Source organism: Streptomyces sp. V1I1, assembly GCF_030817355.1.
Taxonomy (GTDB): Bacteria; Actinomycetota; Actinomycetes; order Streptomycetales; family Streptomycetaceae; genus Streptomyces.
In genome coordinates this window covers 8,052,929-8,075,932 of the sequence record NZ_JAUSZH010000001.1, presented here as the reverse complement: position 1 = coordinate 8,075,932, position 23,004 = coordinate 8,052,929, and the positions used below count along the sequence as shown (strand labels likewise).

General features: G+C 69.3%; 15 protein-coding genes and 5 pseudogenes. 13 read left to right on the top strand and 7 right to left on the bottom strand.

Going from position 1 to position 23,004, the window contains the following annotated elements:
- The first annotated feature begins 71 nt into the window (after window positions 1–71).
- Window positions 72–293, top strand: a complete 222-nt coding sequence (locus QFZ67_RS37675) for a hypothetical protein (RefSeq protein WP_307665520.1) — start codon at window positions 72–74, stop codon at window positions 291–293.
- A gap of 49 nt (window positions 294–342) precedes the next feature.
- Here QFZ67_RS37675 and QFZ67_RS37670 read toward each other — a convergent pair.
- Window positions 343–468, bottom strand: a pseudogene (locus QFZ67_RS37670) (DUF2191 domain-containing protein); the annotation flags it as partial.
- An 80-nt stretch (window positions 469–548) separates the two neighbouring features.
- On the opposite strand from QFZ67_RS37670, the gene QFZ67_RS37665 reads away from it, so the two are divergent.
- Entirely contained in the window at window positions 549–986 is a 438-nt protein-coding gene (locus tag QFZ67_RS37665; protein WP_307665519.1) for an NAD(P)H-dependent oxidoreductase, read from the top strand.
- 187 nt (window positions 987–1,173) lie between these two features.
- Window positions 1,174–1,326, top strand: a pseudogene (locus QFZ67_RS37660) (transposase); the annotation flags it as partial.
- A gap of 44 nt (window positions 1,327–1,370) precedes the next feature.
- On the opposite strand, the pseudogene QFZ67_RS37655 reads toward QFZ67_RS37660, so the two are convergent.
- The 4 genes and pseudogenes from QFZ67_RS37655 to QFZ67_RS37640 form a co-directional block, all read right to left on the bottom strand.
- Window positions 1,371–1,910, bottom strand: a pseudogene (locus QFZ67_RS37655) (IS5 family transposase); the annotation flags it as partial.
- A 75-nt stretch (window positions 1,911–1,985) separates the two neighbouring features.
- Complete coding sequence (locus QFZ67_RS37650) at window positions 1,986–2,345, bottom strand: RacP protein (protein ID WP_307665518.1); 360 nt, start codon at window positions 2,343–2,345, stop codon at window positions 1,986–1,988.
- A 54-nt stretch (window positions 2,346–2,399) separates the two neighbouring features.
- Complete coding sequence (locus tag QFZ67_RS37645; protein WP_307665517.1) at window positions 2,400–3,104, bottom strand: DUF6192 family protein; 705 nt, start codon at window positions 3,102–3,104, stop codon at window positions 2,400–2,402.
- 56 nt (window positions 3,105–3,160) lie between these two features.
- The gene (locus tag QFZ67_RS37640) at window positions 3,161–3,301 is read right to left on the bottom strand and encodes a hypothetical protein (protein ID WP_307665516.1); all 141 of its coding nucleotides are present in this window, start codon (window positions 3,299–3,301) and stop codon (window positions 3,161–3,163) included.
- Between the two features lie 264 nt (window positions 3,302–3,565).
- Between QFZ67_RS37640 and QFZ67_RS37635 the strand changes: the two genes are divergently transcribed.
- Together QFZ67_RS37635 and QFZ67_RS37630 are read left to right on the top strand one after the other, a co-directional pair.
- The gene (locus tag QFZ67_RS37635; RefSeq protein ID WP_307665515.1) at window positions 3,566–3,847 is read left to right on the top strand and encodes a hypothetical protein; all 282 of its coding nucleotides are present in this window, start codon (window positions 3,566–3,568) and stop codon (window positions 3,845–3,847) included.
- Window positions 3,848–3,930: 83 nt separating this feature from the next.
- Window positions 3,931–5,212, top strand: a pseudogene (locus QFZ67_RS37630) (transposase).
- A gap of 206 nt (window positions 5,213–5,418) precedes the next feature.
- On the opposite strand, the gene QFZ67_RS37625 reads toward QFZ67_RS37630, so the two are convergent.
- On the bottom strand, window positions 5,419–5,889 hold the full coding sequence (locus QFZ67_RS37625; RefSeq protein WP_307665514.1) for a MarR family winged helix-turn-helix transcriptional regulator: 471 nt from the start codon (window positions 5,887–5,889) through the stop codon (window positions 5,419–5,421).
- A 152-nt stretch (window positions 5,890–6,041) separates the two neighbouring features.
- Here QFZ67_RS37625 and QFZ67_RS37620 point away from each other — a divergent pair, with 152 nt between their 5' ends.
- From QFZ67_RS37620 to QFZ67_RS37600, 5 genes are all read left to right on the top strand, one after another.
- On the top strand, window positions 6,042–7,541 hold the full coding sequence (locus QFZ67_RS37620) for an MFS transporter (RefSeq protein ID WP_307665513.1): 1,500 nt from the start codon (window positions 6,042–6,044) through the stop codon (window positions 7,539–7,541).
- Between the two features lie 91 nt (window positions 7,542–7,632).
- The gene (locus tag QFZ67_RS37615; protein ID WP_307665512.1) at window positions 7,633–8,559 is read left to right on the top strand and encodes an NADP-dependent oxidoreductase; all 927 of its coding nucleotides are present in this window, start codon (window positions 7,633–7,635) and stop codon (window positions 8,557–8,559) included.
- 101 nt (window positions 8,560–8,660) lie between these two features.
- Complete coding sequence (locus QFZ67_RS37610; RefSeq protein ID WP_307665511.1) at window positions 8,661–9,365, top strand: type 1 glutamine amidotransferase domain-containing protein; 705 nt, start codon at window positions 8,661–8,663, stop codon at window positions 9,363–9,365.
- An 86-nt stretch (window positions 9,366–9,451) separates the two neighbouring features.
- Complete coding sequence (locus QFZ67_RS37605) at window positions 9,452–10,771, top strand: aldehyde dehydrogenase family protein (protein ID WP_307665510.1); 1,320 nt, start codon at window positions 9,452–9,454, stop codon at window positions 10,769–10,771.
- 47 nt (window positions 10,772–10,818) lie between these two features.
- Window positions 10,819–11,868 (top strand): NADP-dependent oxidoreductase, encoded by a 1,050-nt coding sequence (locus tag QFZ67_RS37600; protein ID WP_373430179.1) that lies wholly within the window; start codon window positions 10,819–10,821, stop codon window positions 11,866–11,868.
- Between the two features lie 387 nt (window positions 11,869–12,255).
- Here QFZ67_RS37600 and QFZ67_RS37595 read toward each other — a convergent pair.
- Window positions 12,256–13,688, bottom strand: a pseudogene (locus QFZ67_RS37595) (NF041680 family putative transposase).
- 344 nt (window positions 13,689–14,032) lie between these two features.
- Between QFZ67_RS37595 and QFZ67_RS37590 the strand changes: the two are divergent.
- From QFZ67_RS37590 to QFZ67_RS37580, 3 genes are all read left to right on the top strand, one after another.
- Entirely contained in the window at window positions 14,033–14,554 is a 522-nt protein-coding gene (locus tag QFZ67_RS37590; protein ID WP_307665509.1) for a GNAT family N-acetyltransferase, read from the top strand.
- A gap of 622 nt (window positions 14,555–15,176) precedes the next feature.
- Window positions 15,177–16,529 (top strand): beta-ketoacyl synthase N-terminal-like domain-containing protein, encoded by a 1,353-nt coding sequence (locus QFZ67_RS37585; protein WP_373430178.1) that lies wholly within the window; start codon window positions 15,177–15,179, stop codon window positions 16,527–16,529.
- Window positions 16,530–16,609: 80 nt separating this feature from the next.
- On the top strand, window positions 16,610–22,966 hold the full coding sequence (locus QFZ67_RS37580) for a type I polyketide synthase (protein ID WP_307665507.1): 6,357 nt from the start codon (window positions 16,610–16,612) through the stop codon (window positions 22,964–22,966).
- The last annotated feature ends 38 nt before the right edge of the window (window positions 22,967–23,004 follow it).

Here is a 23,004-nt window from a genome sequence, read left to right as displayed (position 1 = left end):
AAGCGCGGTGTTCCACTCATCACTCTCCTGGCCCTCCGCTGACATTCAGTGACCCGTACCACTGGGCATCCATGATCGCGGCTCCTGTAGATCCCGGTTCGGCCGTCCTCGCGAGGCTGTACCCCAGCAGTGCTGCCGGAACCTACTTCGCGGTCGGCGAGAAGAGCGTCTCGGCGAAGACCAGCCCGGCCAACGCCTGGGGGCCGTCCGCGCGTACCACCGAACAGTGCCCGAAGGGCTTCTTCCAGGTCGGTGCGCCCGAGCCGCTTCTGTCCTGTGCCAGCGAACAGTGAGTGCGTGACAACAGAGTTTGAGCGAGCGACGCCACGCCATCAGGCGCGATCAGCCTTGAGTCTCCTGCGGTTTCACCTCGACCTGGTGCAGGCTCTGGTCCTTCAGCTCGGTGCGTGCTTCTGTGCGATGGCCACGGGCGATGTAGTCACGCACCACCGCCGCGATGGCGTCCTGGCTGAGCCGACCTCGGCAACATTCAATGCGCCGAGAGCGGTGACTGCGCCACTGACGCTGTACTGGTCAGACGCTTCAGGGTGATCCTGCAGTTCCCGATGTGGTGGTTCTCCGTGCCCGCGATACTCAAGGGCTGGATCGACCGGGTGTTCACCAACGGGTTCGCTCACGGCCCGGCAGTCCCCCCGCCCTACAGCGAGGGCGCCCTGGCGGGTCGGCGTGCGCTGGTGTCGGTCACGATCGGCGCCCGGGAGTCGGCGTTCTCCGACCGGGGCATCCATGGGCGGCTGGCGGCCGTCCTCCACCCGGTGCAGCACGGCCTGTTCTGGTTCACCAGCATGACACCGCTCGAGCTGTTCGCGGTGTACGGCACAGTCGACCTGCCAAAGGAGCGATTCGCGGCGGCGAAGCGGGAGTACGGGGGCGGCTCGACGGGCTCTTCACGGACGAGCCGGTCCCGTTCCGGTCGCTCGTCGGCGGCGACTACGACCGCGACATGCGGCTGCTGCCGGGGGTGAGGCGGCGGGGACGAGCGGACTCGACATCCACGTCCGCCAGCGCGGCTGAGCTTGTTCTTTATCTTCGAGCCTCGAACGGGCTTCGAACTTGAGGCAGGTTTTCGCAGTTCACCGGCTATGTGAGCGGCCTTCGCGCGATCGTGTGCCGTGTTGAGTAAGGCATCTGATCAGCACGAAGGCCGTGGACATGAGTCTGCTCTTATCCGGGCCCCGGCGGGAGGCGTTCGCGCAAGCGTCACGCTTCAGGGGCAAGTTCTATGCGTGTCTGACCGCTCGGCGCGATGAACTGTTTGAGCTCACCGACGCGGTGCTGTGTGCCGACGGCCCGGTGAAGTCGCCCAACTCCTCTCCGCCGTAGCCGTTGTCTGCCCAGACCAGGACGATTTCGGGGTGTTCGGCGTGGAGGCGGGTGAGCAGGATGCGGGCCGCGTCGCGGTCCTGGACGTCGGCGGGGGTGACGAGCAGGTCGACGAGCAGGCCGTCCTGGTCAACGAGGAGATGCCGCTTCCGCCCATTTATATGCTTGTTCGCATCGTATCCGCGCGTCGCGTTCGACACGGTCTCCGCACCTTTGACGGACTGGGAGTCCACGATCACCCGGACCGGCCAGGCACAGCGCCGACGGCGCAGCCGCAGCCGGCGGCGGAGCTGGTCGAGGATCCGCTTGAGTGCGCCGGCCTTCGCCCAGCGGGCGAAGTATCCGAACACGGTGCGCCACGGGATGCCGAAGTCGGCGGGCAGCGCCCTCCACTTCGCCCCGTTGTCGGTGATGTACCTGATGGCGTCGACCACGCGGCGCCGGGGCCATTTCTCCGGGGCGCCGCCCTTGGGTTTCTGGCAGGCGGGAGTCGGGAGGAGTGCCTTGAGCAGAGCCCATTCGACGTCGCTGGTGTCGGAGGGGTAGCGGTAGCGGGGCAGCAGCATGACGGTGCCTGGCCGCGACCGGAGAATGAGGCCAACTGCGGGACGGTCGCGGCCGGTTACCTCTCGCGCTTCGGTTCACTCCAGGTTGGCCAGCAGCTGAAGGGTGGACTCGATCGCACCCATCTGCGCCATGACCGTGCGGATGTAGGGGTCGTTCGGGGTCTTCTTCTGGTGCGGGAGGAGGGTTCCCGCGATGAAGTTCTCCACCCGGAGGCGGACGGTCTCGAAGAACGCCCGTTCGTAGCCGATCCACACCTCCGGCGCGTCGTCCAGCATGCGGTATCCCCATCGTTTGTCCCAGGTCACGGGCGGCAGGCCCTTCGCGGCCGAGACCTTCCGGAGATGCGCGAGTCCGGTGTGGACCTGCGCGCGAGTGCGTTCGGTGGCGGACATCAGCTGGACGATGGCCAGGCCGGCGGGACGGGCTTCCAGCAAGGCGCTCAGGATCGCTTCGGCGTGGACGTGAGCGGGGACCCCCCGCCCCATCGCCTACTCACCCGAACCCTTCAGCAGCTTCTCCAGCTGCTCGTCCAGGTCGACCTCGCCGCGGGTCACAGCGTTCTCGATCCAGTCGGCCGCGGCGCGTACCCGCGAAAGTCCCCGCCCGATCGTCTCCCGCTCGCCGTCGTCGTAGTGCTCGCCGCGCAGGTTCGGCACGATCCGTCCCGCCGTCGCGACGAACTGCGCGCAGGCCGCGACCAGGTCCATGAACTGCGCGCTGTGCTCCGTTCGCTGCAGCTGCGGGGCGGCCTCCTGGTGCACGAACTGGGCCTGCTGGCGGAACCGGTCGAACTGGGCTTCGTTAACGGCGTGCCGGGCGGTGTCGTCGGCCATGGCCTTCGAGGCGACCGCCGGGCGGCGCAGGAAGTCGGTGGTCACCACCGAGGCGACCGCGTCGTCGGCGGCCAGGTCGTGAATCGCCTCCACCTTCTCCTGGACGCTCTCCGGGGAATCGACCTTCCAGCCCACCACCCGCTTCGCGCTGTCGTGCGTCCACCTCGCAGGCCCTCCGCGGGGGTTGGGCGGGGGGTGGTTGACCGCCTCGAAACGCTCTTGCTCATCGGGGATGCTGGCCAGGACTTTGTGGATGGTGTGCGAGACGTCCGCCCGCCGGCGTTCCTTCGGCCAGCGCGAGGACACCCACCGGTAGCTGCGGACCGTCGTATAGGCCAGTCCCACGTCCTCGGCGAACATCCGGATGGCCTCGCTGACGGTGAACAGGTCGTCCTTCCCGGACGGATTCGCACCCCCTACGAGCGCATCGGCTCGATCTCCACGGCCGCGTCCCCGAGACGCCACTGGACGCTGCTCATCGTGGCCACCCAGTCCCGCCCCAGCTTGACCAGCTCGTCGTACCGGTCCCGGGTCACACTGCCGACCATCGCGGACATCCAAACTCACCTCCGGCGGGCCCGGGTGCGGCACCCTTCCACGCCGTCAACTCGCCCTGGCAGACCGTCACTTCGCACCATCTGGCGGCCTAAGGCCGTCGGAAAGGGCGTGCGGCCCCGGCGCATGAAGCGGCCCCATGCCCGCCGGATGCGCGGGCTCACACCCCGCGCCATTCCGTGCGCCGCCTGTGCCAGGCCCGTTTGCGGCAGCGGGGAGAGCAGTACGTTGCCGAGGCAGGACGTTCGACCCCGACCGTCCACGATGTGCTGCACTCCGGGCAACTGGACGTCGCGCCGGCCTGGACCGCCTCGGTTCTCGCCCTCGCCCGCCGCATCCGGCGCCAGTGCCGTGACCGGCACGCGGACGAACAGAACACCGCCGTCGCCTTCGCCGAGGGCATCAGCCCGCCGCACCCACGGCACAGTCGCGGCCCGGTGTCGTCGTCCGTGACCACGACCAGCCTCAGCCGGGGCACTCCGTCCCTGCCCATACGGGCACCATACGAAGCGAAAATGGCCGTCGGCAGTCCCCCACCGCGAGGCTAGGAGCGAGGGTCAGTAATGGGCACCCCGCCTGCGGTTCGTGATCTTTCGTGCGGAATAATGTTGGTATGGATGGTGGGGATGGGCTGTTCGAGGTCGAGCTGGTAGAGAGCAAGCAGCCGCGGGGGCGTACGGCAGCGGTGGACAAGCGGTTCCGTACGTTCGATCCGCATCAGGTCCTGCTACTGCCACCATCGCTGGATGACTGGCTGCCCGAGGGACACCTGGCCCGGTTCGTCGCCGACCTGGTCGACGAGGTGCTGGACCTCGGGCCGATCCTGGCGGACTACACCGAAAAGCGCGGCTACCCGCCCTACGATCCCCGATTGATGGTGCGGCTGCTGATCTACGGCTACACCACCGGGTCCGCTCTTCGCGGGCGATCGAGCGCCGTTGCGCCGACGACGTCGCCTTCCGGTTCCTGTCCGCCGACCAGGCCCCCGGCTTCCGCTCGATCGCCCGGTTCCGCCGCCGCCACCTGGACGCGCTCGCCGGTCTATTCGTCCAGTCGCTGCACCTCGCGCAGAAGCTGGGCATGGTCAAGATGGGCCGGTCGCCCTGGACGGCACCAAGCTGGAAGCGAACGCGTCCAAGCACGAGGCGATGAGCTACGGACGGCTGGTCGACAAGGAAGAGCGGATCAAGGCCGAGGTCGCCGAACTGGAGGCGAGAACCGCTGCCCTGCTGGCCGACGCGGAGGCCACCGACGCCGCCGAGGACCAGCAGTACGGCGTGGACGGCAAGGATGCGGACCTGCCCGCCGAACTCGACCGGCGGGAGAAGCGCCTGGCCAAGCTGCAGGCCGCCCGCGCCCAGATCGAAGCCGTGGCCGCCGACAAGGCCCGCCGCCACGCACAGGACAAGGAACGCCGACGCCAGGAACGTGCGGGGACCAGCGACGAACAGGCCGACGCCGGGGAAGCGGCCGCCGCAAAGGCGCGTCCCAAGCCCAAGGCCCAGGCGAACTTCACCGATCCGGAATCACGGATCATGGAGAACAGCGATCGGCGCCTACATCCAGGGCGCCAACTGGCCTGCGGTACAGACACGTTCATGGCCACCGGTCGTCTCGCCCACGACGAACAGGTCCCGCCCGCACCACGCGGACGCATCCCCAAAAACGCCACACTCAAGGAGCGCATGGCCCGCACACTGCGGACCAAACCCGGCAAAGCCGCCTACGCCCGCCGCAAAGCCATCGTGGAACCCGTCTTCGGCCAGATCATGACCTGCCACAACGGCCGCCAGCTCCTCCTGCGTGGCCAGGAGGGAGCCCGCGGCGAGTGGCGCCTGCTCGCCGCCTGCCACAACCTCCGCAAGATCTTCCGACACGCGGGAACCGCCGGTCTTGCCGCGGCGATCGGCTGACAAGTCCGGCCCACCTGCCGCAGCGGGCCGAAATCCCGGCCCGACCGACCCGCACATCGGCCCCACACCGATCCCACCGATCACGACCTCCGGACCAGTTGCCGGTTACCGAGACACGCTCCTAGCTTCCAGCGCAGGGCATGGACGGCTCATCGCCGCCACTGTGTGTGGGCGACGGAATCGGGCACGTGGCATCCAGGCCGTGATCAGGCCGTCTCGTCGGGGTGCAGGCGTCCCAGCAGCTCGTAGAGGCTGCGGCGGCCCTCGTCGTCGAGGCGGGCGAAGGCCGCCGACGTGGCCCGCATATCGGCGCGGATCCGCCGGACGGCCTCCCTGCCCTCCTCCGTGGCGACCACGTTCTTGACCCGCCTGTCGGCCGGGTCGAGCTGCCGGGAGACCAGTCCATGGGCCTCCAGCCGGTCGACGAGCCCCGTGATGTTGGAGGCGTCACAGGAGAGCAGCCCGGCGAGGGCACGCATGGGCGTGGGTTGTCGCAGCTGGATGAGCATCTTGGCCTGCGTCATGGTGAGCCCCTGTACCGCGGCCGCCGCGGTGAGGTCCCGGTAGTAGCCGGCGGCGGCGCGTGCCAGGCGCTCCAGGAGCTCGACGTAGGTGGGGTCGCTGCCCTGCGGGGCTTGAGTCGCGGAAGCCGGGTGCGCGGCGGGGGTGCGGGACATGGCTCCAGTCTAGGTGAGAACTCAAAGTTTGACATCCTCAACCATTGACCTCTACGGTCGTTTCTCATTGCTTGGGTGCATCAAGCATCTACTTGTTCGAGCTGAGTCCCTCCACCGGTCCGGCCCCTCGCCCCGCCCCGAAGAGAGCGCCCGTGTCCCAAACCCTTGCCCCGCCGCCCGGCCGACGCCGACGTGAGATCGCAGTCGTCCTCGTCCTGAGCCTCGCCGCCATGGTCGTGTCGATGATGCAGACACTGGTGATTCCGATCCTCGGCCTGATCGGGAGCAGCCTCGACAGCAGTGCGGCCGAGGTCAGTTGGGTCACCACCGCGACCCTGCTCTCCGCAGCCGTCTTCACCCCCCTGCTCGGCCGCTTCGGCGACCAGCACGGGAAGAAGCCGACCCTGATCGGCGTCCTGGTGGTGATGATCGCCGGGTCGGTCCTGGCCGCCACCACCGACTCGCTCCTCTGGCTGATCGTCGGCCGCGTTCTCCAGGGCGCCGCCACAGCGATCTTCCCGCTCGCGCTGTCGGTACTCCGCGAGGAGGTCCCCGCCCACCGTCTGCCCGGAGCGATGTCACTGGTCAGCGGCACCCTGGCGTTCGGCAGCGGCTTCGCCCTGGTCGCCACCGGCCTGCTGACCCGCGGCGACAACGCCGACTACCACCCCGTCTTCTGGCTGGCCGCCGGGCTGGCCCTGGTCACGCTCCTCGCCGTCGTCCTCCTCGTACCGGCAAGCCGCACCAAGACCGGCGGGCGCACCGACCTCCTCGGCGCGTTCACCCTCGCGCTCTTCCTGGTCCTGCTTCTGCTGCCAATCTCCCAGGGCCACGAGTGGGGCTGGACGTCTGCCCGCACCCTGGGCAGCTTCACCGGAGCGGTCGTCATGGCCGGTGTCTGGGCCTTCACCGAGAGCCGCGTGCGCGAACCCATGGTCGACATGAAGATGTTCCTCCACCGCCCGGTCCTCTTCAGCAACCTCGCGGGCCTCTTCGTCGGATTCGGGATGTTCGCCCAGTTCCTCGGGATCTCCTACCTGGCGCAGGTACCACAGGACATCGCAGGCTACGGCTTCGGCGCCTCCGTGCTCCGCGCCTCCGTCGAGTACCTGCTGCCCAGTACGATCGCCTCCCTCGTCGCCGCCCAGTTCGGCGGCCTGCTGATCCGCAGGATCGGCCCCCGTCTCACTCTCGCCCTGAGCGCGGTGACCGGCATCGCCGGCTTCGCGTGGCTGGCCGCCGCACACTCCTCGACCCCCTCGGTCATCGGCGCCGGAATGGCTGTCGGAACGGCCATCAGCCTCGGCTACGCCGCGATGCCCGCACTGATCGTCGCGGGAGTGCCGCCGCACCAGACCGGCGTCGCCAACGGCATCAACTCCATCTCCCGCTCGGTCGGAAGCTCGATCGGCAGTGCGCTGATCACGACGCTGCTCGCCTCCCGGACCATCGAGCACCTTCCGGCCGGAGTGCCCCCGCTGCCCGCCGAGAGCCAGTTCACCCTGAGCTTCACCATCGCCGGTGTCGCCTTCGCCTTCGTCCTGGCCATCGCACTGGTCGGCCTGAAGCGGCAGCGGCAGGCGCCCCGTGCGAAACACCTGCCCGCCGCCGAGACGGCCCCCGAGCCGGCTGCCGCCACCGCGGCTGCCTGACGACCCACCCGATCTGCACCACTGCGATCTGCACGACCGCACCACCGCACCCACCGCACCCACCGCACCCACCGCACCAAGGAGCACCACCATGAAGGCCATCACCTACCACACCTACGGCGGCCCGGACGTCCTGGAATACGGCGACGTCCCCAACCCGAAGCTCGGCCCGGACACCGTACTGATCCGTGTGAAGGCCGCCTCCGTCAACCCGGTCGACTGGAAGATCCAGGCCGGATACCTGGACGGCGTCATGGACACCGTCTTCCCCGTCATCCCCGGCTGGGACGTGGCGGGCGTCGTCGAGGAGACCGGCGTCGGGGTCACCGAGTTCGCCCCGGGCGACGAAGTGATCGGCTACGTCCGTGAGGACTTCGTCTCCCGCGGCACCTTCGCCGAATACGTCGCCGCCCCGATCCGTACGCTCGCCCGCAAGCCCGCCAACCTCTCCTTCGAGGATGCCGCCGGCATCCCGCTGGCAGGTCTCACCGCCTACCAGTCGCTGACCCGCGCCCTGAACGTGGGCAGCGGCGACACCGTGCTGGTGCACGCCGCGGCGGGTGGTGTCGGCTCCCTGGCCGTACAGATCGCCCGAGCGCTCGGCGCCCGCGTCATCGGCACCGCCGGCCAGCACAACCACGACTACCTGCGCGGGCTCGGCGCCGAGCCGGTCGCCTACGGCGAGGGCCTCACCGACCGCGTCAACGCCCTGGCGCCGCAGGGTGTCGACGCCGTCCTCGACCTCATCGGCGGCGAAGCCCTGAAGATCTCCCCCGGGCTGCTCGCCGAGGGCGGCCGACTGGCCTCCGTCGCGGATGGCGCCGTCCTCGGCCTCGGAGGCCGGTACGTCTTCGTCCGCCCCGACAGCCAGGACCTCGAGGCGCTCACCGTCCTCGCGGAGCGCGGGCAGCTGAGCGTGGAAGTGGCCGCCACCTTCCCGCTCGAGCAGGCCGCCGACGCACAGCGGCTCAACCAGGAGGGCCACACCCGCGGAAAGGTGATCGTCACCGTCGCCTGAGCCACCCACCGCCCGCACGCCACCACCGGCACACCCCCTGCCGGACGAGAAGACACCCCCACCACCGCGCGACCCATACGCACCTTTTGAAGGAGACAGTTGTGACCACAGTTCTGTTCGTCGTCACCGGCGCCGACCACTGGACGCTCGCCGACGGCACCCTGCACCCCACCGGCTACTGGGCTGAGGAACTCGCCACACCACACCGGCTGTTCCGCAAAGCCGGGTTCGACGTCACCATCGCCACACCCGGCGGCGTGGCTCCGACCGTCGACGCCGTCAGCCTCGCCGCCGAGTCCACCGGCGGCAAGGAGCAGGCCGACACCATCGCCGCGTACCTGGCTTCCATCCGCGCCGACCTGGAGAACCCGGTCAGGCTCGAAGAGATCGACCTCGACGCGTACGCCGCCGTCCTCTACCCCGGTGGCCACGGCCCCATGGAGGACCTCGCCGCCGACGCCACCTCCGGCCGCCTCCTCACCGCGGCGCTGGACTCCGGCAAGCCGCTCGCGGTGCTGTGCCACTCCCCCGCAGCCCTGCTCGCCGCCCGGCGCGAGGACAGCAGCTGGCCGTTCGCCGGTTACCGCATGACCGGCTTCACCAACGCCGAGGAGACCGTGGCCGGCTTCGCCGACAAGGCCACGTGGCTGCTCCAGGACCGCCTGGTGGAACTCGGTGCCGACTTCGACGCCGCCGCCCCCTTCACCGCCCACGTCGTGGCGGACCGCAATCTGCACACCGGCCAGAACCCCGCCTCCTCCGAGCAGCTCGCCCGGAACATCATCGAGATCCTCAACCGCGGCTGATCCCCTTGCCCGACGCCGGCGCCCGGGCCTGCCCCGTGGCGCCGGCGACAGCGCCCCCCGTCCACGTATCGACCTGTGAGGGAACCATGAACAAGCCTGCGCCCGAGCAGCCCGCCGAGCTCGTCGCCCGGCTGCGCGCCACCTTCCGCACCGGCACCACCAAGCCCGTGGCCTGGCGTACCGGGCAACTGCACCGGATGCGTGCCCTGCTCACCGAGCACGGTGAGGAGCTCGCGGCGGCCCTCCGCGCCGACCTGGGGAAGAGCGCCACCGAGGCTTACCGCACGGAGATCGACTTCGTCATACGGGAGATCGACCACACCCTGGAGCATCTCGACGGCTGGCTGCGGCCCGAGCAGGCCCCCGTCCCCGCGTTCCTGGGGGAAGCGAGTGCCTGGACGCAGTACGACCCGCTGGGCGTCGTGCTGGTCATCGCCCCCTGGAACTACCCGGCGCAGCTGCTGCTGGCCCCTGTGGCCGGTGCCCTGGCCGCGGGCAATGCCGTGGTCGCCAAGCCCAGCGAACTGGCCCCGGCCACCTCCGCCGCCCTCGCCCGCCTCGTACCGCAGTACCTCGACACCGACGCGGTCGCCGTGGTCGAAGGCGGGGTCCCCGAGACCACCGCCCTGCTCGAGCAGCGCTTCGACCACATCCTCTACACCGGCAACGGCACGGTCGGGCGCATCGTGATGGCCGCGGCCGCCCGGCACCTCACTCCCGTCACCCTCGAACTAGGGGGCAAGTCCCCGGCGTTCGTGGACCGCGGCACCGACCTGGACACCGTCGCCGCCCGCCTCGCGGCCGGGAAGTTCCTCAACGCCGGACAGACCTGCGTCGCCCCCGACTACGTCCTCACCGACCGTGAGACCGCACGCGCCCTGGAGGGAGCGCTGGCCAAGGCCGTGGAGAAGCTGTACGGACCGGACGCGTCCGGCTCCCCGGAGTACGGCCGTATCGTCAACGAGCGCCACTTCGACCGGCTGACTGCCCTCCTCGATTCCGGCCGCCAGGTCACCGGCGGCGCGTACGACCGGGGCTCCAAGTACATCGCGCCGACCGTCCTGGCCGAGGTGTCACCGGACGCGCCCGTCATGCAGGAGGAGATCTTCGGCCCGATCCTCCCGATCGTCGAGGTGGCCGGGCTCGACGAGGCCATCGACTTCATCAACGACCGCGAAAAGCCGCTGGCCCTGTACGCGTTCACCGGCTCCGACACCACCCGGGAGCGGCTCGCCGCCGAAACCTCCTCGGGAGGCCTCGGGTTCGGCCTGCCGCTGGCCCATCTCACCATCTCCGACCTGCCGTTCGGGGGCGTCGGCGAAAGCGGCATGGGCAGCTACCACGGCCACTACTCCCTCGAGACCTTCAGCCACCGCAAAGCCGTCCTCGCCAAGCCCCTCAGCTGATCCCCCTTCAGCCGTGTGTGAGCACGGAGAAATGAGACATCCGCATCATGAACACCCTTCCCACCACCAGCCGTGAATGGCACCTGGTCGCCCGCCCGAACGGTGTGCCCCGGCCCCAGGACTTCGCCCTGCGCGAGGCGCCTCTCGCAGCGCCCGTCTCCGGTCAGATCCTCGTACGCAACCTGCACCTGTCGGTCGACCCGTACATGCGCGGCCGGATGAACGACGTGAAGTCCTACGTTCCTCCCTTCCGGTTGGACCAGCCGATGGACGGGGGTGCGGTCGGCGTCGTCGTCGCCGTGGGCGATGGCTCCCCCGCCGGGACCGTCGCAGTGGGTGATCACGTCCTGCATGGGCTCGGCTGGCGGGAGTACGCGCTCCTCGACGCGGCGGACGCCGTGAAGGTCGACGCCGGGAACGCTCCGCTGAGCACGTACCTCGGTGTCCTCGGCATGCCCGGACTGACCGCCTATGCGGGCCTGCTGCGCGTGGCGGAGTTCCACGAGGGCGACACCGTCTTCGTCTCCGGCGCGGCCGGCGCGGTCGGCAGCCAGGTCGGGCAGATCGCCCGGCTCAAGGGCGCCAAGCGGGTCATCGGCAGTGCGGGCTCGGACGAGAAGGTCGAACTGCTCCTCGAGAAGTACGGCTTCGACGCCGCCTTCAACTACAAGAAGGCGCCGGTCGCCGAGCAACTCGGGGCCGCGGCCCCGGACGGCATCGACGTCTACTTCGACAACGTCGGCGGCAACCACCTCGAGGCGGCGATCGGCGCCCTCAACGTGCACGGCCGCGCAGCGCTGTGCGGGGCCATCGCCCAGTACAACGCGACGGCGCCGACCCCCGGCCCGCGCAACCTCGCGCTCGCCATCGGCAAGCGCCTCACCCTGCGCGGCCTTCTCGTCTCGGACCACAACGACCTGCAACAGCAGTTCGTACAGGAGGTCGGCGGCTGGATCCGCGACGTGCAGCTCCACTACGAGGAGACCGTCGTGGAAGGCATCGAGAACATCGTCGAGGCATTCCTCGGCATGCTCCGCGGCGACAACACCGGCAAGATGATCGTCACCCTTCCGGCACAGGCCGCAGTCGGCAACTGACGATCGTGGGCGGACCACACGCCGCAGTCCGCACTCCGCTCAGCCCCGTGGGCCCGGCATCCTGCTGCCGGGCCCATGGTGACCTCTGCCCGGGGGTCACGAAACGGACGCCGAGCGCCTGATCCCGCCCGGATCCGACGGTGCACGCGAAGCCGTGCGCTTCATACTGCCCATCCCACACGGAGGGGTGCCCGCCTCCACTGCCGCGATCAACCAGGTATCGGGGCCCTGATTGTTACTCACCTACGCCACCGTACGACCGGCAGCAACCCCCGCCCAGCCCCGTCGCTTCTGACGGATCCGCCAGAAGCGACAAGCCCCCGAGCTGCACTGAGAACACCTTCACCTTGTCATGAAGGCCTCAGACACAGCTTCTGAGCTTGTTCTTTATCCTCCGGCCCGGGAGCGTTCCTTGATGCTCTCGGGCCGTTTGACGGTTTTGCCGACGTCGTGACGGGGTGCCGGGTGCCGGTTCTTCGAGCCGGGAGGACGGCCAGGTCCCGGCCGGGATGGTTTCGGCGCTCGGGCGGGACAGGTCAAGTGTGGGCGGAGGTTCCTGAACCCGCGGCGGACTCTGGCGGGGGTGAGGCGGCCGGGCTCGGCGGGTCGCTCCCAGGGGCGGCGGAGGTCGGCGGCGGCCTCGCGGACGAGACGGAGTTGGGTGTGCGCCGCGATGATCAGCCAGGTCCAGCGGTCCGCGGCCTCGGGGGTGCGGAGCTTCGGGCGGGTCCAGCCGAGGGTCTGTTTGATCATGCGGAAGGTATGTTCCAGGTCGAAGCGTCGCAGGAACGCCTGCCAGCGGATCTCGACTTCGGCGGCGGTCAGGCCGGTGGCCGAAGACCACAGCCAGAGCGGCAGCGGGTCGTTGCCGCCGGGCAGGCGGTCGACCTGGAGGCGGATCAACGTGCCCTCGATGACGGGGAGTTCACCGGTGTGGTCGATCCACGCCGATCGGGTGGTCAGCCGGGGGTGGATGCGGTCCCAGGCCATCGCGCGGGCGGTGCCGTACCGGTCGGTGACCTGCGTGGTGGCCGCGTCCGGCTCGCCCCAGGTCTCCGGTTTGGCGAAGCGGAACTCCTTGCCGTGCTTGGGCGGACGGCCGCCCTGCGGTGGCGAGATCCACGGGACCGGGACCGGCCTGCGCATCACCCGGTCCGTGCGCATCCGCCCGAGGACCTCCACCGGCAGCCCGTGCAGGAGGTGGGCCATGCGCGGGGCGTCGTATCCAGCGTCGAAGACGATCAGGATGTCGCGGTCGCCGATGCGCCACCGGCCCATGTCGATGAGGTCCTCGACCACCCTGCGGACCTGCGTGGCAGTAGCCTCGGCGACGTCGTCGGCAGGCCGAGACGGACGGCGTCCAGGAGCTGGCACCATGACGTCCGGCCCGATTCCAGGGCGGCGACGAAGGAGTAGGGCCAGCCGGGCACGAACTGGTCGGAGGACCGGCCGCTGCGGCCGTAGACGTGGCAGAACAAGCGATCCGGACTGGTGGGTGCGTCCGGGCGGAGCCAGTTCGTGACGTCCACGGCCAGCACCAGGCGCCCGTCGGCGGCCTCGGGTTGCGGCAAGCCGGCCAGCACCTGCCGCAACCGCGGCACGTCCACGCTCCCGCAGTTCAGCGCGTCGTGTCCACGCCGGTGCCCGGCCACCAGCGTCAGGTCTACCGGCGCGGTCACCGGCCCGTCCGCACACAGCAGCGCGCCCGCCAGTTCGAACAACTCGTCCCCGCGCCCGGTCAGGCAGTCGAAGAAATCGTCCCGGAAGCGTGACGCCACCGTGAACGGATCCCGCCCGACATCGTGATGCAGCAAACTCATCCCCCCACGGCCTTCGTTGCTGGTCAAGTGCCTCTTTGGTCGGAGCACAGGATCAGACGAAGGCCGTGTTCACGTCCCCGGAATCCTCGTACGAGCGATCACGTTCGGGACGTCGTTCGAGGTCAGACCATAAAGAACAAGCTGAGCGACCGGGCCACTTGCGCGACTCCGCCTTCTCCATCTCAGCGGCCAAATGCCGGAGCCTGGCAGACGGTCGAGCCGGCGGTCGACTACACCTCCATCGCTCTGCCGGCATTCGCCCTCACCGCCGACTGACGCCGACACCAGGCCGATGGCATGGCTTCACAGACCCCTCGGACAGAGCTGCACACAGGGTGCGCCACATGTTCATCGAATCTCTGGTGCCCGTGGACGGCGCGCTGCCCGGGGCGGTGCTCACCGAGATCACCGAGCTGTACCGCTCCAACCGGGACTTCCTCGCGCTCAGCGGCTACTTCCCCGACCCCGATGACGTACGCATCGAGCAGGTCGCCACGGAACTCGCCCGCAAACTGGCCACTCCGGACGCCGAGGTGCTGCTGGCCCGGGGCGGTGGGCGGCTCGTCGCACTCGCGGACACGCTGGCTCGCCACCCCGGACCCCACCGACCCCGACCCCTGGATCGGGCTGCTGATGGTGGACGGCCGCGAGCAACGCTCCGGATACGGACGCCAGTTGGCGCAACTCGTCGAGGAACGGTTCCGGGCCGCGGGCCGTACCGGCGCCAAGCTCGCCGTGTCGAGAACAACCCGCGGGCCCTCGCCTTCTGGACTGCGCTCGGCTACCTGGTGATCGGTCACCGCGAAGACCGCCAACTCGGCCGCCCCTGCGCGGTGTTGTACAAGTCTCTGAAATCCGCCGGATAACGGCAGCAGGTTCACCGCCCGAGGGTTCCCGCGCGACCTCTGTCCATGGCTCGCGATCATTCACGACCAAGATCCACTCTCGACTCGCTCACGAGAAGCCGAGGAAAGTGTCAGGCTCGTGTTCGTAGCGCCGACTCGTTCGACTCCTGCCTCTCCGTCGCAAATCCACGGCCGGGAGCGTCCGGGCACCCTGCCCCGGCGCCCGAGCGAGTGTGCCCGGCACTTGCGTTCGGGGCAAACAGCGGAGAGACTCCGACTTTCTCGGAAATCGAACCCGGGCCTTCGGGAAAGCAGAATACGCCGGTGGAGTTCGGGCGCACGTTATGCCGTTATCAGTGCTTCGAGCGCCGTGGCATCGACCGATCAGCAACTGCCCGTCAGGCCCTAAGGTAAGGACAGTCCTTACAGAGCGAAACTGTAGTCGGTTTTGTTCAGACTGTCGGCGGTCGGCAGGTACACCCGGCCTTCATCTCGCCGTGAAAAGGCGCCAGTTGTTCGAGCCGGGTCTCGGCTGCGAGCCGGGCCGCTCACCGGTGCGTCCGGCATTCCGGGTCCTGACCCGACCCAGTCCATGGCAGTGGTGTGGCGCTTCGCCATGCCGTCCAGCGTGCGGAGGTGTGACATGAGCGGTCGAGCTATGACAACTCGAGCAAGTGCGGGCGCGAGTGCGCGGGATGTCGTGGTTACCGGCATGGGGTTCTGCCTGCCGGGTGAGGGCCGGCCCGTTTTCACCGCGGAGGAAGTCTGGGACATCGCCTCGCACGGACGTTCATGTCTCTTACGTGACGGTGTCTATCACGGCCCGGTGCACCTTTCCGACGCCATGTTCGAGGAACGTCTGCCCGAATTCCCGGGGGTTTTCTCCGCTCACTTCACCGCCGCGCATCGGTTCGGCCTGGTCTCACTGGCAGAGGCGTGCATGGATGCCGAGTTGAACCCGTACGCGGGAGATCTGACAGCCGCGGCAATTCTGGCCGGGCGGGGCGGGGTGGATGCCCAAGTGGGCAGCTACCAGGCGGTCCTCCGGGCCGACCCTGAAACGATCAGCGCCCTGGAGGCGATGGATCTCTTCATCGGCACCGAACTGGCCGTTTCTCCATCCGATGTCGCCCTGGTGCAGGGAGCGGTGACCCGCTCCACCGGTCCTTGCTACACGGTGTCCTGCGGTTGTGCGTCGTCCGCCGTCCAGCTCGGAAATGCCCGCCACATGATTGCCGATGGCGTGGTGGACATTGCGGTGGTGACCGGCGTCGACGTTTTCAACGTCGGTCTGGTCCGCAACGCACAGCGCCTGTTACGTGTGGCTCAGCAAGCGAACACGTCCATCCGGTCGGCCGGCAAACCCGCGCTCCTTCCGTCGTTCGACCGCCTTATGCGGCCGTACGACCGGCGTGCGGACTGCGTGAACTACGGCGAGGGTTCAGTGACATTGGTCCTGGAAAGCCGGGACCACGCACATCGACGTGGCGCTCACGCGTACGGCCAGATTCTCGCACAGGCCACTACTCGCGACGGGCTCGCCAACCCGCTAGCGAGCGACGAGAGTGGAATGGGGCTCGTGGCCGCCGTCCGTGCATGCCTCGGGGACCGATGGTCCATCGAGCAGGTGCCCTACATTCACGGCGGCAGCGACGGTGACGCCGTCGTCACCGCCTTTGAAGTCAATGCGGTCAGACACCTGTACGGCTCGGCCGCGGCCGGGCTGCTCATGACGTCCCAGGAAGGCTGTTTCGGCCACAACGGAGCCCCGGCGGGATGCCTCGGAGTGGCGCTGACCCTCCTCATGATGGAGCGGGGCGAGGTATGTCCTACGGCGAATTGTGAGCAGCCGGCCGACGGTCTCGTATTCGATCCGGTCCCTGGTGTGCGCACCCGTTCTCTCGACTTCCATCATGCGCTGAATTTCACCTACCAGATCGGCGGTGTGAAGAGCGCGGTCCTGCTGGGAAGCCCGGACGCCGCTCAGCAGCGCTGAGAAAACCCGACCCGTGCACGGCCATTCCACAGTGTGTTTCGATCCGGACCCGTCTGACGGACGGGAGGGGGAGGTTTCCCATGGTCCAGCGTGATCACCCTGAGAGCGCAGAGCACAAGCGCATCGCCGTTGTCGGACTGGGGTGCCGGCTCCCCGGCGATGTCGATTCGCCAGCCGCACTGTGGCGACTGCTGGCCGACGGACGGGATGCGGTAGGGAACCCTCCTGCCGGTCGTACCGGGTCCGGGGCATCAGGCGCTCATCACGGCAGCGTCAGGTCCGGGAACGGGAATCCGATGGCGCGACAGGGCGGCTACCTGCGGGACGTGTCCGGCTTCGACGCGGACTTCTTCGGCGTCTCCGGTCGCGAGGCGGACGTGCTCGACCCGCAGCACCGGCTGCTTCTGGAGGTGGCCTGGGAGGCACTGGAACACGCGGGCCTGCCGCCCGACCGGCTGACCGGGAGTTCCACAGGGATGTACCTGGGCATCAGCTACAACGACTTCTACGAGGGTCTCGCCGGGCACCCGCTGGAGCTGGAGGGCTCGCTCCTGACGAACGGTCACTGCGTCGCCGCGGGACGGATCTCCTATCTCCTGGGGCTGCACGGTCCCTGTGTCGCGCTGGACACGGCATGCTCCTCATCGCTCGTGGCACTCCACCTGGCATGCCGGGCGCTGGGGTCCGGTGAGTGCGACCTCGCCCTGGCCGGCGGCGTCACGCTCATCCTCGGATCCAGGACGATGAGGTCCTTCGCGCGGATGGGAATGCTGTCGCCGACGGGACGCTGCCATACGTTCGACGCCGCCGCGGACGGCTTCGTGCGCGGTGAGGGGTGCGGTGTCGTCGTACTCAAACGCCTGGCCGACGCTCTGCGGGACGGTGACCGTGTACTCGCCGTGATACGCGGCTCGGCCGTGAACCAGGACGGCCGGTCCGACGGGCTGGCCGCCCCCTCGGCGGCCGCCCAGCAGGCCCTGTTCCGGGAAGCACTGGAACGTGCTGGGACCGACCAAAAGGACGTAGGGCTGATCGAGACGCACGGTACGGGCACGCCGATCGGGGATCCGATCGAGTTCTCGAGCCTGGCACAGGTCTACGGCGTGGGCCCGGACCGGTGCGCGCTCGGATCGGTCAAGACGAACCTCGGACATCTCGAACCCGCCTCCGGAATCACCGGCCTGATCAAGGCCGTGCTGTGCCTGCAGCGCGGACTCGTCCCGCCCAATCTGCACTTCACAAAGTGGAACCCGGCCATCGCGGCCGAAGGAACCCGCTTCTTCGTGCCCACCCGGCTGACCGAGTGGCCCACCCGCTCGAGCCCCCGGCTCGCGGCGGTCTCATCCTTCGGATATTCCGGCACCAATGCCCACGTCGTACTCGAGCAGGCACCGGCCGCCGCCTCCAGCCATCGGCCTGTCACACCTTCGGAGGGCACGACGCCCGAGGTCTTTCTCGTACCCGCGGGGTCCGCCAGGGTGCTCCCGTTGGCGGCGGAACGGCTCGCCGACTGGCTCGAGGGAGACGGATCGAGCGTGCCGCTGCGCGACGTCGCCCACACACTCGCGCTGAGGCGCTCGGCGGGCCGCGGCCGCCTCGGTGCGGTGGCAGCCTCCCGCCATGACCTCGTCCGCGCCCTGAGGTCCTTCGCGGCCGGACAGGCTCACCCGGGCCTGGTGTCCGGCGCAGTGGCCGCCGGAGTCTCCCGGCGCCCGGTGTGGGTGTTCTCCGGGCAGGGCTCGCAATGGGCCGGCATGGGACGCACTCTGCTGGAGTACGAACCGGTCTTCGCCGCGGCCCTGACCGAAGCCGACGCGCTGATCGGGGCCGAGGCCGGCTTCTCCGTACTCGACATGGTGTCCAGGGGAGATCCGGTGACCGAATGCTCACGGGTGCAGCCTCTGCTGTTCGCCGTACAGATCGCGCTGGCCGCCCTCTGGCGGGCGCATGGCGTCGAACCGGCTGCCGTCGTGGGCCACTCCATGGGTGAGGTCGCGGCCGCGGTCGTGGCCGGAGCGCTGACGCTCGCCGACGGCGTCCGGGTCATCTGCCGACGGTCCTCGCTGCTGACCCGGATCGCGGGTGCCGGCGCCATGGCGACCGTGAGCCTGGACCGGGCGGCGGTGGAAGCTGAACTCGACACCGCCTGCGCCTCCGGAGCTGTCTCGGTCGCAGTCCTCGCCGCCCCCGGCTCAACCGTCGTCGCCGGTGAGACCCGAGAGGTGGAACGGCTGGTTTCCGCCTGGGAGTCGCGGGCCATCCCCGCGCATCTGATCGCCGTGGACGTCGCCTCACACTCTCCCCAGGTGGATCCGCTGCTCTCCGATCTCCGCACGGCCCTGGCGGACTTGGCACCTGAGCAGCCCCGAGTGCCGTTCTACTCGACAGTTCTGAGTGACCCACGCCGGATTCCCGACTTCGACGCCGCCTACTGGTGCGCGAACCTGCGCCACCCCGTCCGGTTCGCCTCCGCGATCGCCGCAGCTGCCGCGGACCGGCACCACGTCTACGTCGAAGTCTCTCCCCACCCGGTCGTCACCCGCTCCGTCACGGACAGCCTGCCCCGTCTCGTCGAGAACGCGGTGGTTCTGCCCACACTGCGCCGCGAGGAGGAGGAACTGACCACGTTCCGCACCCAGTTGGCAGCTCTGCACTGCGCGGGCGTCGATGTCGACTGGTCCAAGCTCTACCTGGACGCGGAGCTCTCCGACGTACCATTCCTCACGTTCGACCGGCAACGTCACTGGGCGGATGTCGCCCCGTTCGCGGACGCTCCCGCGGGAACTGGCGGCGGCCTGCCCGGCACACACGCCGAGGTCCCTGGTGAACAGGTCCGTCACTACTGGCGGGGAGACGCGGGGACCGCGGCGGTGCCATGGCTGGCCGACCACCGGGTGCACGCGGATCCGGTGTTTCCCGGTGCCGGCTATTGCGCCGTCGCCCTGACAGTGGCCTGTGAGGTGTTCGGTGCGCCCGAACAGGAAATTGAGGTCACCGACGTCCGGTTCCTGGAGTTGCTGCAGTTGTCCGCACACACCGAGGTGGTCACCAGCGTGACCGTGACCGCGCCGGACCGCGCCGAGTGCGAGATCTTCGGCCGAGGTGAAGACGGAGGCTGGGTACGACAGGCGACCGCCGAGCTGCACCACGTCGGCGTACCGCCGCTGCCGCCGACGGCGAAGCTGACGGCGAAGCTGACGGCGCTGCCGGCGCAGCACCCGGTCGCCCTCGACCCGGCCTCGCTCTACGCGGGCATGCGCGCCCGCGGCATCGAACACGGCCCGGCCTTCACCGGCATCATGAGCCTGCGGGTCTCACGCGACGGGGAGAGTGTGTGGGCCCGCGTCGAGTTACCGGCGGCGGCCACACCGGCGCCGGACGTTCTGCGTATCCACCCGGTCCTTGTCGATTGCTGCGCGCAAGCGCTGGTGGCGGGGCTGATCCGGGAGCACGGCCAGGGCCTGGTCCTTCCGGTCGGGGTCAAGGCAGTACGCATCCTCGGCGACCCCACGACAGCCGTGTACTGTCACGCCCGCGTCGTGGAGGAGAAGACCGACGGCGTCACCGGACACGTCCGTCTGCTGGACGAGGCGGGCAAGCCCGTGCTCAGTATTGACAGCCTGCAGCTGGTACGCCATGGCGCGCCCGGTGCAGCCGGTGTCGACGGCTGGTTCCTCGAGACTCGCTGGCAACGTGCTGCGCTCCCGGAGACGAAAGGGACGACCCCGCAGGGAAGCTGGCTCGTCATCGGTGAGGCAGACGGTTCCGCCCAGGCGCTGGCCGTCATGCTGCACATGGCAGGGGCGACCACCGACGTGCTCGACACCCCCGTGGGCGACCACCCGCTCGGGCTGCTCAAAGACGCACTCGTCGACCGCTGGGCCGACCACCCCAGCCCCCCGGACGCCGTGGTGCTGCTCTGCGCGCCACCCGCCGACGGCGGGGATCCGGCAGCGCGCGCACTACGACGCACCCGACGGCTGCTCGACACCGTGCAAGCCGCCGTCTCCGGCTGCCCCGAACCTCCTCGTCTGTTCGTGGTCACCCGTGGCGCCCAGACCGTCGACCCCGCAGAGCCGGCCGACCCCGGCCAGAGCGCACTGCGCGGAGTGGTACGCGTCCTCGCCTACGAACACCCCGAAGTCCGCGCCACCCATCTGGACGCCGACCCGGCCGACGCGGCACTGCACGACGTGGCGGCCGAACTGCTGAATGCTGGTCCCGAGGACGAGGTCGCCCTGCGCGGCGGCATCCGCCACATCGCCCGGCTGGACTACGCCCCGCTGACGGAGACCGAGCGCCACACGGCCACCACACGTCCCGTGCGCTACGGCACGGACCGCTTCCGGCTCCGAGTCGGCCGCTTCGGCGATCTGGGCTCCCTCCAACTCGCCGTCACCGACAGGCCCGCCCCGGGGCCGGGGGAAGTCGAACTCCGCGTGCGTGCCGCAGCGGTGAACTTCCGGGACGTGCTGACAGCCATGGGCCTTCTCTCCGCAGACGAGGACGCGAGGTACCGCATCGGCTTCGAGTGCGCGGGGACGGTCACGGCGGTAGGGCCGGACGTCACGGCCGTCCGCGTGGGTGACCCGGTGCTGGCCGTCGACCTGCGGGGCGGGGCGTTCGGGTCGTTCGTCACCGTGCCCGTCCATGCCGTCGCGCCCGTACCGGCCGGAATCGACGCCACCGCAGCGGCAGGGCTCCCCGCCGCGTACGTCACCGCGTGGTACGCCTTGCGCCACGTGGCGCGACTCACCGCCCGTGAACGCGTTCTGATCCACTCCGCGACCGGCGGGACCGGGCTTGCCGCCATCGGCGTCGCCCGGATGCTGGGGGCCGAGGTACTGGCCACAGCCGGCAATGCGGAGAAGCGCGCCTACCTGCGCGGTATGGGAATCGAGCACGTCATGGATTCCCGGTCCTTGCACTTCACCGAGCAGACCCGCGCCGCCACCGGGGGCGAGGGCGTCGATGTCGTCCTCAACTCCTTGTCCGGCGCGGCGATCCGCTCCGGGCTCGAAACTCTGCGCCCCTTCGGCCGTTTCGTCGAACTGGGGGTGCGCGACATCCTCTCCGACACGTCCGTCGGGTTGTCGCCGTTCCGGCACAACATCACCCTCAGCACAGTCGACCTCATCGAGGTCCAGCACAAGCGGTCAGAGGTGTTCACCGCCGTGCTCCGCGAGGTGCTCAGCGCGGTCGCCTCGGGACGTCTGAAGCCGCTGCCCCACCGAAGTTTCCCACTGGCCGAGGTCACCGAGGCGTTCCGCTTCATGGCGGGTGCGAGTCACATCGGCAAACTGATCCTGACCGTCCCCGACCGGGGCGACACGACCGCCGTGATCCCTGAAGGACCCTCTGTCGTGCACCCGGACAGCGCCTACATCGTCACTGGCGGACTGCGGGGTGTCGGCCTCGCGACAGCCCGCTGGCTCGCCGAACAGGGCGCCGGTCACATCGTCCTCAATGGCCGCTCGCCCGGCTCGGAGTCCACCGAACGGACCCTGGAGGAGCTGCGCGCCCACGGGACCCGGATCACAGTCGCGCTCGGCGACATCGCCGAGCCGGGCACCGCCGAACGCCTCGTGACCGCCGCCACCGCGAACGGCCTGCCCCTGCGCGGCCTCATACACGCGGCCATGGTCCTCGACGACGCCGCGGTCACCAACATTTCCGAGGACCAGCTCCTACGAGTGTGGCATCCCAAGGCAACCGGCGCGTGGCGGCTGCACCAAGCCACCGCCACTCACGCCCCCGACTGGTTCGTCGTGTTCTCGTCCATGGCCTCCCTGCTGGGCAATCCCGGCCAAGGTGCCTACGCCGCCGCCAACTCCTGGCTCGATGGATTCGCCACCTGGCGGACGGGCCGCGGCATGCCGACACTCTCCGTGAACTGGGGCGCGTGGGGTGAGACAGGGGCCGCCGTCGACTTCGCCGAACGGGGGTACCAGACCATCCCCACGAAAAAGGGGCTCCAGGCGCTGAACGCCCTCCTCGTACACCAGCGCACACGCACCGCCGTGATCCCCGGGAAACCGGACACCTGGATCCTCCCGGCGGTCCGGCATTCGTCCCTGTTCAGCCTCCTCGCAGAGGAACCGTCCGGAAACACCGAGCAGGACGACAGCATCGACATTCGCACCGAGCTGAGCTCCATACCGGCGGGTCTTGCCCGACGCACCGCCCTCGAGGCCTACATCGCCGACCACATCCGCGCGGTGCTCCGGCTGGGAAACACCGCCCTCGAACCGCAGACTCCGCTGAAGTCACTGGGGTTCGACTCGCTGCTGTCCCTGGAACTGCGAACCCGCCTGGAAACCGGTCTCGGCATCAAAGTCGCCGCCAACTTCGTCTATCAGCACCCGACCCTGGCGGCACTCGCCACAGGTCTCGCCGACCACATGGGCCTCACGCTCCAGGACCCTGCCGGTTCATAAGCCCGCAGGCGAGCCGCGCTGACGGCTCGTCCGCCCGG